Origin of the sequence: Isoptericola chiayiensis, from assembly GCF_013149805.1 — a bacterium.
GTDB classification, from domain to species: Bacteria; Actinomycetota; Actinomycetes; order Actinomycetales; family Cellulomonadaceae; genus Isoptericola; species Isoptericola chiayiensis.
This window is the reverse complement of record NZ_JABEZT010000003.1, coordinates 378,827-395,187: the sequence shown is the minus strand read 5'-3', so window position 1 is coordinate 395,187 and position 16,361 is coordinate 378,827. Positions and strand designations below refer to the sequence as shown.

Below are 16,361 nucleotides of genomic sequence, written 5' to 3'. Positions count from 1 at the left end.
CGTTCAGTCGGTGCGCAAGAGGGTCGCGGGCTGGACGCTGCATCGAAGTTCTTCTATATTGAAGAAGTTCGATCTAGCGAGGAGACGACGTGTCGATCACCCCGACGGACGCCCCCGTCCGCGCCCGCCTGTCCACCCTCGACCGCTGGCTGCCGCTGTGGATCGGCCTGGCCATGGTCGGCGGGCTGCTGCTGGGCCGCTACGTCCCCGCACTCGGCCACACCCTCGAAGCCCTCGAGATCGCCGGGATCTCCCTGCCGATCGCGCTCGGCCTCCTCGTGATGATGTACCCGGTGCTCGCCGGGGTGCGCTACGACCGCATGGCCGCCGTCACCGGGGACACGAAGCTGCTCGTGAGCTCCCTGGTGCTGAACTGGCTCGTCGGTCCGGCACTGATGTTCACCCTGGCGTGGATCTTCCTGCCCGATCTGCCCGAGTACCGCACCGGCCTCATCATCGTCGGGCTCGCCCGCTGCATCGCCATGGTGGTCATCTGGAACGACCTCGCCTGCGGCGACCGGGAGGCCGCCGCCGTCCTCGTGGCGATCAACTCCGTGTTCCAGGTCGTCATGTTCTCCGTGCTCGGGTACTTCTACCTGACCGTGCTCCCCGGCTGGCTGGGACTCGACACCGCCGGACTCGACGTCTCGGTCGGGCAGATCGCCCTCAACGTCCTCGTCTTCCTCGGGATCCCGTTGGCCGCAGGGTTCGCCTCCCGCGCGATCGGCGAACGCACCCGCGGCCGCGACTGGTACGAGGACACCTTCCTGCCGCGCATCGGCCCCTGGGCGCTGTACGGGCTGCTGTTCACGATCGTGCTGCTCTTCGCCCTCCAGGGCGAGCAGGTCTCCGAGAACCCCGCCGACGTGGCGCGCATCGCCCTGCCCCTCCTGGCCTACTTCGGCCTGATGTGGGCGATCGGCATGGTCACCGGCAAGCTGCTCGGCCTCGGCTACGCCCGCACCGCGACACTGGCCTTCACCGCCGCCGGCAACAACTTCGAGCTCGCCATCGCCGTCGCCATCGCGACCTTCGGCGCCACGTCCGGCGAGGCCCTCGCCGGCGTCGTCGGGCCGCTCATCGAGGTCCCCGTCCTCGTGGGCCTCGTCTACGTCACCCTGTGGGCCGGCCGCCGGTGGTTCGGCGTCGACCCGCGCGTCACCCCGGGCCGCAACGTCGCACCCACCGGGGTCACGCCGTCGGACACGGAGGTCCGTCCATGACCACGCTCACCCCCGCCCCGGACGACGCCGCGTGCGCACCGCGGCACACCGCCGCGGACCACGCCATCGGTACCGACGCCGCCGACGCCGTCGCCACCGCGCTCAAGGCGCTCGCCGACCCGCTGCGGCTGCGCATGCTGTCCGCCGTCGTCACCTCCCCCGACGGCCAGGCCTGCGTCTGCGACCTTGCCGAGCTCACCGACGTCTCCCAGCCCACCGTCTCCCACCACCTCAAGGTGCTGCGCGACGTCGGCATCCTCACGTCGCAGCGACGCGGCACCTGGGTCTGGTACCGCGTCGCCCCCGCCTACCGGGGCGCCGTCACCACGCTGCTCGACCGGTTCGCCCCCGCGGCGCTCGCCGTCGACCCCGACGCCGGCTCACGCCCGACGCTCATGACCGGCCTCACCGACGTCGACCCCGCGCTGGACCGGCTCGCCGACTCCCTCGCCGCACGGCATCCCGACGTCCCGGCGGGCGAGGTCCGGCGCATCGTGCGCGAGTCCTACACCGGCCTGGCCCGCCGCGGAGGCATGCCGTTGCACCTGCTCGCGCTCACCGAGCACTTCGCGGGGCAGCGCCTCGCCGACGTCGAACGCGCCACCGGCGACCACGGTCCGCAGAGCGCCGCCGCGCGGCCGCCGCAGGTGCTGTTCGTGTGCGTCGGCAACGCCGGGCGCTCCCAGCTCGCCGCCGCGCTGCTGCACCGGTACGCCGGCACGCGGGTCGTGGTGCGCTCGGCCGGGTCGATGCCGGCCGCGGACGTCCACGACACCGTCCGCCCGCTGCTCGCCGAGCTCGCCGGTGCGAGCGACAGCGGCGACGACGGGACGGCGATCTTTCCCAAGCCGCTGACCGACGACGCCGTGCGCGCCGCCGACGTCGTGGTCACCATGGGGTGCGGCGACGCCTGCCCCGTGCTGCCCGGCAAGCGGTACGAGGACTGGGTGGTGGGTGACCCGGCTCTCGCCTCGGACCAGGGCGCGCGCGCCATCCGGGACGAGATCGACCGCCGCGTCCGCGCGCTGCTCGCCGACCTCCTGCCCGACCTCGACCTGCCGAACTGACCCGCCGCACCGGCCTGCCGCACCGGCCCGCCCACCGATCGGAGCACCATGCCCACCGTCCCGTCCGCCTTGTTCGTCTGCGTCCACAACGCCGGCCGCTCCCAGATGGCCGCCGGGTTCCTGCGGGCCCTCGGCGGCGACGCCGTCGAGGTGCGCTCCGCGGGTTCCGCCCCGAAGGACTCGATCAACCCCGTGGCCGTCGAGGCCATGGCCGAGCGCGGCGTCGACATCGCGTCCGAGCAGCCCAAGGTGCTCACCGACGACGCCGTCCAGGCGTCCGACGTCGTGATCACCATGGGGTGCGGCGACGCCTGCCCCGTCTACCCCGGCAAGCGGTACGAGGACTGGGAGCTCGAGGACCCCGCGGGTCAGGGCATCGAGGCCGTCCGGCCCATCCGGGACGAGATCGAGCGGCGCGTGCGCGCCCTGCTGGTCTCCCTCGACGTCGAGGCGGTGGCCTGATGACCGAGCGGCTCAAGATCGTCGTCGTCGGGTCGGTGGCCGCCGGCACCTCCGCCGCGGCCAAGGCCCGCCGCGGCTCGGAGGACGCCGAGATCGTCGTCTACGAGCGCGACACCGACATCTCCTACTCCGGCTGCGGCCTGCCGTACTACCTGGGCGGGCGGGTCGAGACCATCGACGTGCTCACCCCGCGCGACGCCGCCTGGTTCGCGAAGCGCTACGGCATCGACGTGCGCACGGGGCACGAGGTGACCGGGGTGGACACCGCGGCACGGACCGTCACCGTCCGCGACCTCGCCTCGGGCGAGACCTTCACCGACGACTACGACGAGCTCGTCCTCGCCACCGGGGTCTCCCCCGTGGTGCCCCCGCTGCCCGGTGTCGACGCCGACGGCGTGTTCACGCTGCGCAACCCCTCGGACGCGACCGCGATCCGGGAGTGGATCGAGAACCGTGGCGCCCGGCGGGCGGTCATCGTCGGCGCCGGGTACATCGGCCTGGAGACCGCCGAGCAGCTCACCGAGCGCGGCCTCGACGTCACCGTGGTGGAGATGGAGGCGCACTCCATGCCACGGATGGACGCCGACGTCGCTGACCGCGTCGACGACGAGCTGCGCAGCCGCGGCGTCGAGCTGCTCACCCGCGCCCGGGTCACGTCGATCGAGACGTCCGACGACGGCGCGGCGCGGGCCGTGCGCGTCGAGGCCGGCGCCGAGCCGGGGTCGGGGCCGGGGTCGGGATCGGGCGACGCTGAACGCACCGTGGAGACCGACCTCGTGGTCGTGGCCGTGGGGGTCCGCCCCAACCTGGACCTGGCCCGCGCGGCCGGCGTGCGCGTCGGCGAGTCCGGTGCGATCGCCGTCGACCCGGCGGGCCGCACCTCCGCCGACCACGTGTGGGCCGTCGGGGACGTCGCCGAGAGCTTCGACCTGATCACCGGCGATCCGGCCTGGGTGCCCCTCGGCTCGACCGCCAACAAGACGGGTCGCATCGCCGGGGACGCGCTGACCGGCGGGGACCTGGAGCACCGCGGGATCCTGGGCACGTCCATCGTGCGGGTCTTCGACCTGGCCGTCGCCCAGACCGGACTCACCGAGGACCGGGCCCGAGCGGCCGGGTTCGACCCCGTCGTCGTGCACAACATCAAGCCCGACCGCCCCGCCTACCTGGGCGGGCAGGAGATGCTGATCAAGGCGGTCGCCGACCGCCGCACCGGGCGCCTCCTCGGGGCGCAGGCCGTCGGACCGTCGGGCGTCGACAAGCGGATCGACGTCCTCGCCACCGCCATCACCTTCGGGGCGAAGGCCGAGGACCTGTTCCACCTCGACCTCGCCTACGCCCCCACCTACGCGACCACCAAGGACCCGGTGCACTACACGGGCATGGCGCTCGACGGCGCGATCAGCGGCCGCGCGGCGCTCGTCTCCGCCTCCGAGCTGGACCGCCGCCGCGACGGCGGGGAGCAGGTCCAGGTCGTCGACGTCCGGTCGGCGAAGGACCGCGCGAAGTCCGCCGTCGACGACTCCGTCCACATCCCCCTGGCCGAGCTGCGGGCCCGCGCCGACGAGCTCGACCCCGCCCTGCCCACGGTGACCTACTGCAACAAGGGAGTCACCGGCAACGCCGGGCAGAACGTGCTGCGGGGCCGCGGGTTCGCCGACGTCGCGAACCTCTCCGGCGGGAACAAGACCTACCAGCGTCACGTGCGGGGCCGCTCGGCGGAGGGTCGATGACGCAGCTCGCCCGCCGGCTCGGCACGCGGGACGCCGTCGCGATCGGGCTCGGCTCGATGGTGGGCGCCGGCGTCTTCGCCGCGTTCTCCCCCGCCGCCCGCGCCGTGCTGCCCACAGGGACGGGATGGGCGCTGCTCGGGGCGCTGGCGCTGGCCGCCCTGGTCGCCTACGCGAACGCGACGTCGTCGGCCCAGCTCGCCGCGCAGTACCCGGTGGCGGGCGGCACCTATGTCTACGGTCGCGAACGACTCGGGCCCTGGCGGGGGTACCTCGCCGGGTGGGGTTTCGTCATCGGCAAGACGGCGAGCTGCGCCGCGATGGCGCTGACCTTCGCCGCCTACGCCGCACCTCCCGGCTGGGAGCGCCCGGTCGCCGCCGTCGCGATCGTCGCGCTGGCCGCGGTCAACTATCGGGGCGTGACGCGGACCGCCCGGCTGACCCGGTGGATCGTGGCGCTGGTCCTGCTCGTGCTGGCGACGTGGACGGCGGTGGTGTGGTCCGGGGTGGCCGTGTCGGTCGGGGCGCCGCTGTCCGACGGCGGCGCCGCGTCCGGGTCGGGATGGGCCGCCGCGTACGGCGTGCTGCAGGCGGCCGGGCTGCTGTTCTTCGCGTTCGCCGGATACGCGCGCATCGCCACGATGGGTGAGGAGGTTCGCGACCCCCGGCGCACGATCCCCCGGGCGATCCTGCTCGCGCTGGCGGGAGCCGTCGTCGTGTACGCGGTCGTGGCCGTCACCCTGCTGGGGTCGCTCGGCCTCGAGGGCGTCGCGGGGACGACGGCGCCGCTCGCCGCGGCCGTCGAGAGCTCGCCCTGGGCCGGGGTCGTGGTACGCGTCGGGGCGGCGGCAGCGTCGCTCGGTGCGCTGCTGGCGCTGGTGGCCGGCATCGGGCGCACGTCGCTGGCGATGGCGCGCGAGGGCGACCTGCCGCGGAGGCTTGCGGCGGTGCACCCCCGGTTCGGCGTGCCGCACCGGGCCGAGGTGGCGCTGGCGGCGGTCGTCGTCGTGCTGGTGCTCACCGTCGACCTGCGAGGAGCGATCGGGTTCTCGAGCTTCGGGGTGCTCCTGTACTACGCGGTCGCCAACGCCGCGGCGTGGACGCAGACGGGGACGGACCGGCTGTACCCCCGGGCGCTGCAGGCGTTCGGGCTGGTCGCATGCCTGGTGCTGGTGGTGACGCTGCCGCTCGGGGCGGTGCTCACGGGGCTGGGGATGTTCGCCGTCGGGATCCTGGTGCGCACCGTGCGTCTGCGGCGGGACGCGTCCTGACCCGTTCTCTTGATACACGTTGCCGTGTACTGTTGAGGTCATGCCCTCCGTGCGCCTCGGCCCCCGCCCGCTCGACTCCGCGCGTCGGGCCGTGCTCGAACGCCGGGTCCGCTGGATCGTCGCGGCGACGATCGCCGACAACGTCGTCGAGGCGGCGGTCGCGCTGACCGCCGGGCACCTGGCCTCGTCGGCGGCGCTGGTCGGGTTCGGCCTCGACTCCCTCGTCGAGGTGCTGTCCGCCGCCGCGGTGGCCTGGCAGTTCGCCGCCCCCGACCCGCACCGGCGCGAACAGGTGGCGCTGCGCGTCATCGCGTTCTCGTTCTTCGGGCTCGCGACCTTCGTGACCGTCGACGCCGTGCGCACCCTGCTCGGGGCGGCCGAACCCGACCACTCGACGGTCGGGATCGTGCTCGCCGCCGTCAGTTTGGCGATCATGCCCCTGCTGTCCTGGTTCGAGCGGCGCACCGGCCGCGAGCTCGGCTCCGCCTCCGCCGTCGCCGACTCGAAGCAGACCCTGATCTGCACCTATCTCTCAGCCGTGCTCCTGGTGGGTCTCCTGCTCAACTCGGCGCTCGGCTGGACCTGGGCCGACCCTGTCGCGGCACTCGTCATCGCCGGCTTCGCGGTCCGCGAGGGACTCGAGGCGTGGCGCGGGGACGCCTGCTGCACGCCGGTCGCGGCGATGGTCTCCGGGGGCACCGGGGCCGAGAGCCCCGAGGGGCCCACGGACGGTGCCTGCGACTGCGGGGACGACTGCTGCGGTCCGGAGCGCTGAGCCCTACGACCAGAGCGAGTGGTAGGCGTTCAGCGCCGGCTGCCCGCCGAGGTGGGCGTAGAGCACCGTCGAGTCGCGCGGGATGTCGCCGCTGCCGACCAGGTCGACCAGCCCGGCCAGCGACTTCCCCTCGTAGACGGGGTCGGTGATCATCGCCTCGAGCTCGGCACCGAGCCGCATAGCGTTCTCCGTGGACTCGACCGGGATCCCGTACAGGTCGCCGGCCCAGCCGTCGAGCACCTGGATCTCGTCGTCGCGCAGGTCCCGGCCCACCTCGATGAGGTCGGCGGTGTGCCGGGCGATCCGCTCCACCTGGTCGCGGGTCCTGTCGAGGGTGGCCGAGGCGTCGATCCCGAGCACGCGGCGGCGTACGCCGGTGAGTTCCTCGAGGGCGGCGAACCCGGCGATCATGCCCGCGTGGGTGGACCCCGTGACGGTGCACACCACGATCGTGTCGAAGAAGACGCCGCGCTCCTTCTCCTGCTGAGCGACCTCGAACGCCCAGCTCGCGAACCCGAGACCGCCGAGGCGGTGCTCGGAGGCGCCCGCGGGGATCGGGTACGGCGTGCCGCCGGCCTCCTCGACCTCACGCAGCGCGGACTTCCAGGAGTCGCGGATGCCGATGTCGAACCCGGCGTCGTCCAGCCGGGAGTCCGCACCCATCATGCGGGACAGCAGGATGTTGCCGACCCTGTCGTTCGTCGGGTCGTCCCACGGGACCCACTTCTCCTGGACCAGCCGGGCCTTGAGGCCGAGATGGGCGGCGACGGCCGCGACCTGGCGCGTGTGGTTGGACTGGTACCCGCCGATGGACACCAGCGTGTCCGCCCCCGAGGCGAGCACGTCCGGGACGATGTACTCCAGCTTGCGGACCTTGTTGCCGCCGAACGCGAGACCGCTGTTGACATCCTCCCGCTTGGCCCAGACCTGGGCACCGCCGAGGTGCTGGGAGAGCCTCTTCAGATGCTGCAGGGGGCTCGGGCCGAAGGTGAGCGGGTAGCGGGGGAAGTCGTCGAGCGTCACGGGTCTCCTCAGGGACAGTCCTGCACGGAGCGCGCAATATACTGCATCTCACCTCAGCGCGGGGTGAGCGTCAGCCCCGCCGACTGCGGCCCCGGCTCCGCCGTCGTCCCGCAGCAGGCCGCGCCCTCGGCACCGTCCGCCGCGTCGACGTCCGTGGAACAGACACCCGTGGCCGGCAGGTCGAGCTGCACGGCATCCGCCGCAGCGCGATCGCCCGCCAGCGCCGCCGCGACCGAGCGCACCTGCTCGTACCCGGTCGCCAGCAGGAAGGTGGGCGCCCGACCGTAGGACTTCATGCCCACCAGGTAGAAATCCTCCTCGGGGTGCGCCAGGACGGACTCGCCGTGCGGTTCGACCGTCCCGCAGGAGTGCAGGTTCGGGTCGATGAGCGGCGCCAGCCGGGCCGGGGCCTCCACCACCGGGTCGAGGTCGAGGCGGATCTCGCGCAGGAGGTCGAGGTCCGGCCGGAAACCGGTCGCACCCACGACCTGGTGCACGGCGAGGTCGAGCGGCCCGTCCGTACCGTCCCGCCGACCCGTGCCGCGCACGACGACGGACCCGTCCGCCGGGGCGAGCTCGTCGATCGAGGCGCGCGTGACCAGCTCGAGACGGCCGGCGTCGACGGCGTCACGCAGCCGGTGGCCGAGGAGCCCGCGCGCCGGCAGCTCGTCGTCGGAACCGCCGCCGAACAGTCGGCGTGGGGACCCGCCCCGGATCGCCCAGGTGATGCGGGTGCCCGGCACCTCCTCGGCGAGGGCGGTCAGCGCGAGCAGGGTGTTCGCGGCGGAGTGCCCCATCCCCACGACCAGGGTGTGCCGGCCCGCGAACCGCGCGCGCTCCGCGCCGAGGACGTCCGGGAGCGGACCGGTGAGGTACCCGTGGGCCTCCGGTTCGCCCACGGCGGGGATGCCGTGGGCACCGACGGGGTTGGGGCGCGTCCACGTGCCCGACGCGTCGACGACCGCGCGGGCGAGCACGTCCCGCGTGCCGCCGTCGGCCCCGCGCGTGCGCACCCGGAACGGCCGGCGCTCGCGCCCGAGGGAACGGGTCCGGTCGGCACCGTCACGGACGACGGCGGTGACCCGCGTGCCGTAGCGGATGCGGTCCCGTAGCAACCCGGTGGCGGCGAGGGGCTCGAGGTACTCCCCGACCAGGTCCGCTCCGGTCGGCAGCGCCTCCGGGTCCGGGGCGGTCCAGGACCCGGTGGCGTCGAGGATCCGTCGCGACGCCGGGTCGAGGCAGTAGCGCCACGGCGAGAAGAGCCGGACGTGGCCCCACCGGGCGACGGCCGCTCCCGGACCGTCGCCGGCTTCGAGCACCAGCGGCTCCAGACCGCGCTCGAGCAGGTGCGCGGCTGCCGCGAGCCCTACCGGACCCGCGCCGATCACCACGACCGGCAGCTCCGACGTCGTGCCCATGTTGCGCCTCCATATCGAAGAATGTCGATGCGATGACGCCAACATATCCATGGATATCGATGCGTGGCAAGATGAGGGCATGACCGCGACCCCCGACGTCGACCGAGCGCTGGAGCTGGCCCCCGTGTTCAAGGCCCTCGGCGACCCGACCCGGGTCCGACTGCTGTCCGTCGTGGCCGCAGCCGACGGCGGCGAGGCCTGCGTCTGCGACCTCACCGCACCGGTCGGCCTCAGCCAGCCGACCGTCAGCCACCACCTCAAGCTGCTCGTGGAAGCCGGCCTGCTCACCCGCACCCAGCGCGGCCGGTGGGCCTACTACGCCGCCGTCCCCGGCGCCCTCGACCGCCTCGCCGAGAGCCTGCGCTCACTCTGAACCGTCGGTGACCCCGCCGCGGACACGGCGGAGCGTGGGCCCGGCACACTCCCCAGTGGCACCGGGCCCACGCAGTCTGTGATGCCCGCCGTCCGGCGCGGGCCCGGACCGTCCCCCTGCGACGTTCCGGGCCCACGCCGGACCGGCCGGAGGTCAGCCGACCCGAGCAGCCGCCGGAGCAGCGCGCAGCCGGCGTCGAGCGACGACCAGCGCCGCACCGAACGCCATCAGCAGCACGGCCAGCCCCAGCGGAGCAGACGCCGGACCCGTCGTCGGCAGCGCGGTCGCCCCCGCGCCCGACGCCGTCACCGGCGACGAACCCGTCAGGCTCCCGAAGCGCCCGAAGGTGCCGTCGGAAGCAGCACCGCCGGCCGACACCGTGCGGACGACGACGGTCCCGCCGTCGGTCGTGCTGCCGGAGCCGTCAGAACCGTCGGCCGAGCCGTCGGAGCCGTCGGTGCCGTCGGTGCCGTCGTTCCCGCCGTCGGTGCCGTCGGACCCATCGGTGCCGTCGGACCCGTCCGAGCCGTCGGACCCGTCGGTGCCGTCGGTGCCGTCGTTCCCGCCGTCGGTGCCGTCGGACCCGTCGGTGCCGTCGGACCCGTCCGAGCCGTCGGACCCGTCGGTGCCGTCGGACCCGTCGGTGCCGTCGGACCCGTCGGTGCCGTCGGACCCGTCGGTGCCGTCGTTCCCGTCAGACCCGTCGGAGCCGTCCCCGGAGCCGTTCTCGAGAACGTCGTCGACCAGGCCGTCCTCGGCGAGCACCGAGTCGACGACGCCGACAAGGTCACCCTCGAGCAGCTCCGTCACGGTCTCGTTCAGGTCGTTGCGCAGCTCGTCGAGCAGGCCGTCGGTGACGCCCTCCTCGGGCTCGTCCGGGCCGACGATGTCGTCGACCAGACCGTCCTCGCCGGCGATGCCGTCGACGGTGCCGCCGACCAGGTCACCGGTGCCGAGCAGGTCGTCGATCGTGCCCGTGGAGTCCACGACGTCGGCGACGACCGTGTCGACGCCACCGTCCTCCAGGACGTCATCCACGACACCGTCCTCGTCGAGGACCTCGCGGGCCACACCGTCGAGGTCACCCTCGAGCAGCTCGTCGAGGGTCCCGTCGACGTTGTCGAGCGTCTCCTCGACGACCTCGTCGGTCACGCCCTCCGAGGGCTCGTCGGCCCCCACGACGTCGTCGACGATCCCGTCCTCACCGAGCACGGCGTCGACCGTGCCCGACAGGCCGCCGTCGGCGCCGAGCGCACCGTCGACGTCCGTGACCACGGCGTCGACCTCGTCCAGCGCGGCATCGACCCCGCCGTCCTCGAGGACCTCGTCGACCACGCCGTCGTCGGCGACGACGTCGTCCACCACGGCATCGACGTCACCCTCCAGGGCGTCGTCCACCGTGGTCTCGACGTTGTCGAGCGTCTCCTCGACGACCTCGTCGGTCACGCCCTCCGAGGGCTCGTCGGCCCCCACGACGTCGTCGACGATCCCGTCCTCACCGAGCACGGCGTCGACCGTGCCCGACGGCTCGCCGCCGGACCCCGTGGCCTCGTCGGCCGACTCCGCGGCCTCCGTGACGGTCTCGGCGGTGTCCTCGACGGCCTCGGTGACCGTGTCGGCCGTGGTCTCGGCGGCGGAGTCGGACCCGCCGTCCTCGATCACGTCGTCGACGATCCCGTCGTCGCCGGCGACGTCCTCCACGACCGCCTCGACGTCACCCGCGGTGGCGTCCTCGACGGTCTGGCTGACGTCCTCCGCGACGTGGTCCACGACGTCGTCCGTCGTGGTCTCGGTGGGCTCGTCGGCGCCGACCACGTCGTCGACCGGGCCGTCCTCGCCGACCAGGTCGTCGACGACGTCCTCGACGGGCTCGGTGTCGACCTCGGGCAGGTCGATCGGGGTGTCGAGGGAGGCGTCGTTCGCCTCCTCGGTGACCTCGGACAAGTTCGCCTCGACCGAGGTGTTCTCGCCGATCTCGACGTCGACGACGTCGTCCTCGGCAGCGTGGGCCGACCAGGCCCCGGCGACCAGCAGGCCGCTCGTGACGAGTGCCGTCTGCAGCACTCGGCGCGCGTTCGTACGCATGGGTGTCTCTCCTGTTCCTGACGTGTGAGCGGTACGGCGGACGCCGCCCGCGGAATGCCGCGCTCAGAGGCGCGGCGCAGCCACGTCAGGCAGGAGAGACAGGGATCTCGAAGTGGGGAACCGGAAGGTGGACGAAGGTGTCCTCGGCGGGGACCAGCCAGTGCACGGCACCGGCGTCCGGCCCGCCCGCCAGCTCTGCGCCGGCGTCACCGGCGCCGGAAGCGCCTCGGGCCGACCCGGAGGACCCGCCGGAGGCGGCCACCTGGGCCGCGTCGGCGGCCGGCGCACCGCCGTCGTACGACGTCGCCGAGGACGTCGTGGACGACTCCGCGTCGGCTGCCGAGATCGACTCCGCCTCGGCCGTGTCCGCGACGGAGAGCTGCGGGCCGAGGACGACCGAGCCGTCGGTCGCGGAGGTCTCGAGCGCCGCTGCCGAGGCCGCCTGCTCGGCGGGGTCGTCGGCGAGGGGCGAGGACGGCGTCGGGTCCGTCGAGCTGCCGGACGTCGACCCGCCGGGCGCGGCGGGCTCGGCCGGGGCGTCAGCGCCGGGCTCGGCGGCTCCCCCGGGGACGCCGGGCGTGCTGCCGTCCGAGCCGCCCGTCGCGCCGGTCCCACCGCCGGGGACGGACCCGCCGTCCGCGTCGTCGCCGTCGCCGGCGTCAGGCGGACGGGCGACGTCGACCACCGGGTCGGCCGGGTCGAGCACCGGGTCCAACGGGTCGAGGACCGGGTCCAGCACGGGGTCGAGCGAACCCAGGACCGGGTCGGTCACCCCGCCGACGACGGGGCCGAGCGGCTCGAGGACCGGGCCCAGCACGCCGACCACGGGCCCGGCCGCTTCCGTGACGGGGGCGACGACAGCGCCGACGGCACCGGTCACCGGGGCGACCACCTCACCCACCGGCGCCACGACGGGCTCCAGGGGCCGGGTGACGGTGCCGACGGTCTCGCCCACGGTGTCCAGCGGCTCGGCCAGCGGGCCCATGAGCCCACCCACGAGCCCTCCGACCGTCTCCCCGACGGGCGTCGTGACCGCCCCGACGGGTGCGACGACCTGCTCGACGGCGGAACCCACCGCCGACGTCGTCGGCGCGACGGCCTCGGCGACCCCGGCGACCGGCTCGGCGGCCACGTCGGTAGGACGGTCGGCGTCGCGCTCCGGGTCCGCCTCGTCCGGGGCCTTCGCCGGCTGCTTCGCGGCCTTCTTCTCGGGCTGCTCGGCCTGCTCGACCTGCTCGACCTGCTCGACCTGCTCAGACTGCTTGGTCTGCTTGGTCTGCTCGGGCGCCGGCTTCGACGGCTTCGCGGGCCGGTCGGCCTTGTCGGCGGCCTTGGCAGGGACCTTCTCTGCCGCCTTCTCCGGGGCCGGCTTCGCTGGGGCGGGCTTCGCTGGGGCGGGCTTCTCGGGTCGAGGAGCGGGCTCGACGACCTTCTCGACGGCGTCCTGGGCCTTCTCGACGCGGTCTCGGCGCTGCTCGGCACGCGCCTCGCGGCGTTCCTGGACCCGGTCGGCGGCCTTCTCGACGGAGTCCGCGACCTGCTCGGTCACCTCGGTGACCGGCTTGGTGACGGCCTCGGTGGTCTTGCCGACGGTCTCGACCACGCCGCTGAGCAGACCGCCCGACTCCTCGCCGGAGCGGTCGTCGGCGGCGGCGGTGGACGCCAGGCAGAAGGTGGTCGTCACGGCGCCGAGCGTGACCCCGAGGGCGCGCAGGGACCAGCGCGGCAGGCGCCGTGCCTGCGTCGCGGCGCTGGTGCGCGTCATGCTTCCCCCTGCTGTCGCACATCAGTCCCGGTCAGGACCGTGACTCACGTCACTGTGCCGCAGGCAACCAGTCTCTGCAACCCGAACGCACCGGCGCGCCGGCGTGCGGCACGTTCAGCGCGTCATCACCGGGGTCCGCTCGGGGAGCCGTCGGAGCCGGTCGGAGGTGCGGACGGCACACCCCGCGAGCTCGCGGGCGATCTGCTGGCTCAGCCCCAGGTAGGCGGCCGGATCGATGAGCTCACGGAGCTCGGACTCGGTGAACGCGGCACCCACGACGGGGTCGGCCTGCAGCAGCTCCAGGAACGGCTTGCCGCTCTGCGGCGCGGCCTGGGCCACCTCGAAGACGATGTCGTGCGCCTTCTGCCGCCCGATCTCCTCCCCCAGCGCGAGCATGAGGGCCTCCGAGCCGATCATCCCCTCGGACAGGCGGATGTTGGCCCGCATCCGCGCCGGGTTGAGCTCGAGCCCCGACACGATCACCTCAAGCCGGGCGAGCATGTCGCCCGCGAGCACCGCCGCCGACGCCGAGACGTCCTCGAGCAGCGCCGTCATCGCGCCGTTCGCCTCCTGGTCGTGCAGCATCGACTCCAGCGCGGGCGCGGCCAGCGCCCGCAGCTCGGCGGACATGGTCAGCAGGTCCAGGGCGAGCTGCGGGTTGCGCTTGTGCGGCATCGTCGAGGACCCGACGGTGCCCTCCGGCACCGGCTCCGACGCCTCGCCGAACTCCGGCTGCATGAGCGCGTACACGTCCTTGCCGATCTTGCCGATCGTGCCGGCGAGCTGCGCCAGGACGAGCACGAGCTCGACGATGCCGTCGTTGACGGACCGCGACGGCACGCGCATCGGGTGCAGGCCGAGCCGGTGCGCCACCCCGGCCTCGATGACCCGGCCGGCGTCCCCGAACGACGCGAACGTCCCCGCGGCGCCGCCCATGAGCACGCAGAACAGCCGGTCGTCCAGTCGTTCGAGGCGTTCGGTGTGCGCCACGAGCTGGTCGATCCACACGGCCACCTTGAACCCGAAGGTCACGGGCACCGCGTGCTGGGAGTGGGTGCGCCCCGCCATCGGCAGGTCGGCCGAGTCGTCGGCGAGCACCGCCGCGGACCGCAGCACGCGGCCGAGCTGCTGCAGGATCGCACGGTGGGCGTCACGCAGCACCAGCACGTCCGCGGTCTGGGTGATGTTCTGCGTCGTGGCGCCCCAGTGGACCCAGCCGCCGTGCTTGGAGCCGACGGTGCGGGCGAACTCCTCGATGAGCGGCACCAGCGGGTGGCTCGCCGACGCCGTCGCCTCGAGGACTCGTTTGATGTCGAGCTTCTCGATCCGCGCCGTCAGGGCGATCGCCCGGGCCGACTCCTTCGGGATCACCCCCGCGTCGGCCTCCGCCAGGGCGAGCGCCGCCTCGACGTCGAGCCGGGCCTGCCACCGGTTCTCCCGCGTGAACAGCGCCGCGATCCCGGGGTCGGGGACCCGACCCTCGGTGAAGCGTCCGAACGGCGCGACGATCATTGGTGGCCTCCCTGGTGCCCGCGACCGGTGCCCTGTGCATTCTGCCGCAGCGATGTTGCGGGCGTGTGAGACGTCCGGGCCCCGACGGTCCGTGATGTCGGTGGCGCAGGTCACACTGGACCCGTCGAACCCCGGACGATTGGAGTCCCGATGGATGCGACCGCACCGGCCTCGGCCGGACCCGCGGGGACGGTCGACGCGCTCGTGCTCGACACCCCCGACCCGCAGGGGTCGGCGGCGTTCTGGCGCTACCTGACCGGCGGGATCGTGGAGCAGACCGACGACGACGGCTGGATCACGCTCGCGCTGCCCGGCGGCTGGTCGCTGGCCTTCCAGCCCGCCCCGGACCTCGTGGCACCGCGATGGCCCGGGCAGGAGCGTCCGCAGCAGCTCCACCTGGACCTGCTCGTGCCCGACGTCGCCGTGGCCGTGGCACGGGCGGAGGCGCTGGGGGCGACGGTGCTGCGCGAGAACGAGCGGTGGACGACGCTCGCCGACCCGTCCGGCCACCCCTTCGACCTCTGCCTCGCCGAGGACGTCGGCAGCCTCACCGTCATAGGGCTGACCTTCGACGTGCCGGACGCCTCCGCCGCGGCGGCGTTCTGGGCCCGTCTGGTCGGGGCGGAGGTGGTCCACGACGCCGACGGCATGGCGATGCTCTCGGGTCCTCGCGCGCTGCTGTTCCAGCAGGTTGCCGACTACGCGCCGCCGCGCTGGCCGGACCCGGCGGCGCCCCAGCAGGGACACCTGGACCTGTCGATCGGCCCGCTGAGCCAGGACGAGGCGCAGGAGCGCGCCCTGGCGGCGGGGGCCACCCGGCTGCCCGGCGAGGGCCGGGCGTTCCGCGTCTTCGCCGACCCCGCCGGCCATCCGTTCTGCCTGTGCCAGTTCTGAGGTCCCGCCGGAGCCGTCACTGCCGCAGCAGCGCCGGGCGGTCGGGATGGTCGAGGCGGACGACGACGTCGGCACGCCGCTCCGGAGCGGCCTCTCGCCGGTAGCGGCCGTACGCGGCGAGCTGCCAGGCGTCCGTCAGGTCGGTGCGGCGCGTCTCGGTCGCGGGGCTCAGGGCGAGGTGCACCACCAGGTCGACGTCGAGGCCCCGGCCGACGGCGAGCGATCCGTCGAGCAGGGCGACGGTGCCGGGCGGCGCGTCCCGGTAGGGCGCGCGGGTCGACCGCCCGGTGTCGGGGTCGCGCAGGCTCGGGAGCCAGCGGCCGCGGTCCACGACGGAGCGCAGCACCTCGCGGTTGAGGCCACCGACGTCGATCCAGGTGTCCAGCAGGGCGTCGGGGTCGCGTCGACCGGTCTCGAGGCGCAGCGACCGCGCCAGCAGGAAGTCGCGGACCGCGACCCGGGCGACCGGACGCCCGGCCACGCGCAGCGGGCCGGCGACCGCGTCGGCGAACCGTCCGGGTCCGGTGGAGGGGTGGCCGTCGACCAGCACCCGGACCGGGCCGGGGCCGCGGTCCAGGACGCGATCGACCACACGGGCCACCGCGGCGTCGTACGTGACCGGCTCCACCCGCATCCGCCCATGCTCACACGGCGCCATCGGATGTTCACCGAGGATTTCTTTCGGGGTACGGCGGTCTCGTAATTCGCGGACACCTGGGCGCGATGTGATTCCGGCATCGCCAGTCGCGATACCTCGTCCCGC

Annotated in this window: 14 protein-coding genes; 8 read left to right on the top strand and 6 right to left on the bottom strand. The window is 74.0% G+C overall.

Annotated features, from left to right (window positions below):
* The first annotated feature begins 89 nt into the window (after positions 1–89).
* From arsB to HDG68_RS08065, 6 genes are read left to right on the top strand one after another with little or no spacing between them, the layout of a single operon-like run.
* A complete protein-coding gene (arsB, locus tag HDG68_RS08090; RefSeq protein WP_343037485.1) occupies positions 90–1,223 on the top strand; it encodes an ACR3 family arsenite efflux transporter in 1,134 nt (377 codons plus the stop codon).
* The gene (locus tag HDG68_RS08085; protein ID WP_172150950.1) at positions 1,220–2,290 is read left to right on the top strand and encodes a metalloregulator ArsR/SmtB family transcription factor; all 1,071 of its coding nucleotides are present in this window, start codon (positions 1,220–1,222) and stop codon (positions 2,288–2,290) included. The genes arsB and HDG68_RS08085 overlap by 4 nt, the downstream gene beginning before the upstream one ends.
* Positions 2,291–2,338: 48 nt before the next feature.
* Positions 2,339–2,752, top strand: a complete 414-nt coding sequence (locus tag HDG68_RS08080) for an arsenate reductase ArsC (protein ID WP_172150948.1) — start codon at positions 2,339–2,341, stop codon at positions 2,750–2,752.
* Positions 2,752–4,485: an FAD-dependent oxidoreductase gene (locus tag HDG68_RS08075; protein ID WP_172150946.1), complete on the top strand. Its 1,734-nt coding sequence runs from the start codon at positions 2,752–2,754 to the stop codon at positions 4,483–4,485. Before HDG68_RS08080 ends, HDG68_RS08075 begins: the two co-directional genes overlap by 1 nt.
* Positions 4,482–5,753 carry an APC family permease gene (locus tag HDG68_RS08070; protein ID WP_172150944.1) on the top strand — a complete coding sequence of 424 codons (1,272 nt, stop codon included), beginning with the start codon at positions 4,482–4,484 and terminating at the stop codon, positions 5,751–5,753. The genes HDG68_RS08075 and HDG68_RS08070 overlap by 4 nt, the downstream gene beginning before the upstream one ends.
* A gap of 40 nt (positions 5,754–5,793) precedes the next feature.
* Complete coding sequence (locus HDG68_RS08065; protein ID WP_172150942.1) at positions 5,794–6,528, top strand: cation diffusion facilitator family transporter; 735 nt, start codon at positions 5,794–5,796, stop codon at positions 6,526–6,528.
* 3 nt (positions 6,529–6,531) lie between these two features.
* Here the strand turns inward: HDG68_RS08065 and HDG68_RS08060 are convergent, their stop codons facing one another.
* Both HDG68_RS08060 and HDG68_RS08055 read right to left on the bottom strand, forming a co-directional pair.
* Positions 6,532–7,551 (bottom strand): 1-aminocyclopropane-1-carboxylate deaminase, encoded by a 1,020-nt coding sequence (locus HDG68_RS08060; RefSeq protein ID WP_172150940.1) that lies wholly within the window; start codon positions 7,549–7,551, stop codon positions 6,532–6,534.
* Between the two features lie 53 nt (positions 7,552–7,604).
* Positions 7,605–8,969 (bottom strand): FAD-dependent oxidoreductase, encoded by a 1,365-nt coding sequence (locus HDG68_RS08055; RefSeq protein WP_172150938.1) that lies wholly within the window; start codon positions 8,967–8,969, stop codon positions 7,605–7,607.
* 79 nt (positions 8,970–9,048) lie between these two features.
* On the opposite strand from HDG68_RS08055, the gene HDG68_RS08050 reads away from it, so the two are divergent.
* Positions 9,049–9,342 (top strand): ArsR/SmtB family transcription factor, encoded by a 294-nt coding sequence (locus HDG68_RS08050; RefSeq protein ID WP_246253700.1) that lies wholly within the window; start codon positions 9,049–9,051, stop codon positions 9,340–9,342.
* A gap of 153 nt (positions 9,343–9,495) precedes the next feature.
* Here the strand turns inward: HDG68_RS08050 and HDG68_RS16705 are convergent, their stop codons facing one another.
* From HDG68_RS16705 to HDG68_RS08035, 3 genes are all read right to left on the bottom strand, one after another.
* Positions 9,496–11,427 carry a hypothetical protein gene (locus tag HDG68_RS16705; RefSeq protein ID WP_216648152.1) on the bottom strand — a complete coding sequence of 644 codons (1,932 nt, stop codon included), beginning with the start codon at positions 11,425–11,427 and terminating at the stop codon, positions 9,496–9,498.
* A gap of 85 nt (positions 11,428–11,512) precedes the next feature.
* Positions 11,513–13,192 (bottom strand): hypothetical protein, encoded by a 1,680-nt coding sequence (locus tag HDG68_RS17355; protein ID WP_172150934.1) that lies wholly within the window; start codon positions 13,190–13,192, stop codon positions 11,513–11,515.
* A 114-nt stretch (positions 13,193–13,306) separates the two neighbouring features.
* Positions 13,307–14,704, bottom strand: coding sequence for a class-II fumarase/aspartase family protein (locus HDG68_RS08035; protein WP_172150932.1), 1,398 nt, complete (start codon positions 14,702–14,704; stop codon positions 13,307–13,309).
* A gap of 150 nt (positions 14,705–14,854) precedes the next feature.
* Here HDG68_RS08035 and HDG68_RS08030 point away from each other — a divergent pair, with 150 nt between their 5' ends.
* The gene (locus tag HDG68_RS08030) at positions 14,855–15,598 is read left to right on the top strand and encodes a VOC family protein (protein ID WP_172150930.1); all 744 of its coding nucleotides are present in this window, start codon (positions 14,855–14,857) and stop codon (positions 15,596–15,598) included.
* A gap of 16 nt (positions 15,599–15,614) precedes the next feature.
* Here HDG68_RS08030 and HDG68_RS08025 read toward each other — a convergent pair whose 3' ends face one another.
* The gene (locus tag HDG68_RS08025) at positions 15,615–16,232 is read right to left on the bottom strand and encodes a nucleoside/nucleotide kinase family protein (RefSeq protein ID WP_172150928.1); all 618 of its coding nucleotides are present in this window, start codon (positions 16,230–16,232) and stop codon (positions 15,615–15,617) included.
* Positions 16,233–16,361 lie beyond the last annotated feature (129 nt).

Excerpts from the sequence above, each read along its gene's own strand:
- HDG68_RS08085 (WP_172150950.1), top strand. The coding sequence starts at position 1,220 with ATGACCACGCTCACCCCCGCCCCGGACGACGCCGCGTGCGCACCGCGG.
- HDG68_RS08080 (WP_172150948.1), top strand. The coding sequence starts at position 2,339 with ATGCCCACCGTCCCGTCCGCCTTGTTCGTCTGCGTCCACAACGCCGGC.
- HDG68_RS08075 (WP_172150946.1), top strand. The coding sequence starts at position 2,752 with ATGACCGAGCGGCTCAAGATCGTCGTCGTCGGGTCGGTGGCCGCCGGC.
- HDG68_RS08070 (WP_172150944.1), top strand. The coding sequence starts at position 4,482 with ATGACGCAGCTCGCCCGCCGGCTCGGCACGCGGGACGCCGTCGCGATC.
- HDG68_RS08065 (WP_172150942.1), top strand. The coding sequence starts at position 5,794 with ATGCCCTCCGTGCGCCTCGGCCCCCGCCCGCTCGACTCCGCGCGTCGG.
- HDG68_RS08055 (WP_172150938.1), bottom strand. The coding sequence starts at position 8,969 with ATGGGCACGACGTCGGAGCTGCCGGTCGTGGTGATCGGCGCGGGTCCG.
- HDG68_RS08050 (WP_246253700.1), top strand. The coding sequence starts at position 9,049 with ATGACCGCGACCCCCGACGTCGACCGAGCGCTGGAGCTGGCCCCCGTG.
- HDG68_RS16705 (WP_216648152.1), bottom strand. The coding sequence starts at position 11,427 with ATGCGTACGAACGCGCGCCGAGTGCTGCAGACGGCACTCGTCACGAGC.
- HDG68_RS17355 (WP_172150934.1), bottom strand. The coding sequence starts at position 13,192 with ATGACGCGCACCAGCGCCGCGACGCAGGCACGGCGCCTGCCGCGCTGG.
- HDG68_RS08035 (WP_172150932.1), bottom strand. The coding sequence starts at position 14,704 with ATGATCGTCGCGCCGTTCGGACGCTTCACCGAGGGTCGGGTCCCCGAC.
- HDG68_RS08030 (WP_172150930.1), top strand. The coding sequence starts at position 14,855 with ATGGATGCGACCGCACCGGCCTCGGCCGGACCCGCGGGGACGGTCGAC.
- HDG68_RS08025 (WP_172150928.1), bottom strand. The coding sequence starts at position 16,232 with ATGCGGGTGGAGCCGGTCACGTACGACGCCGCGGTGGCCCGTGTGGTC.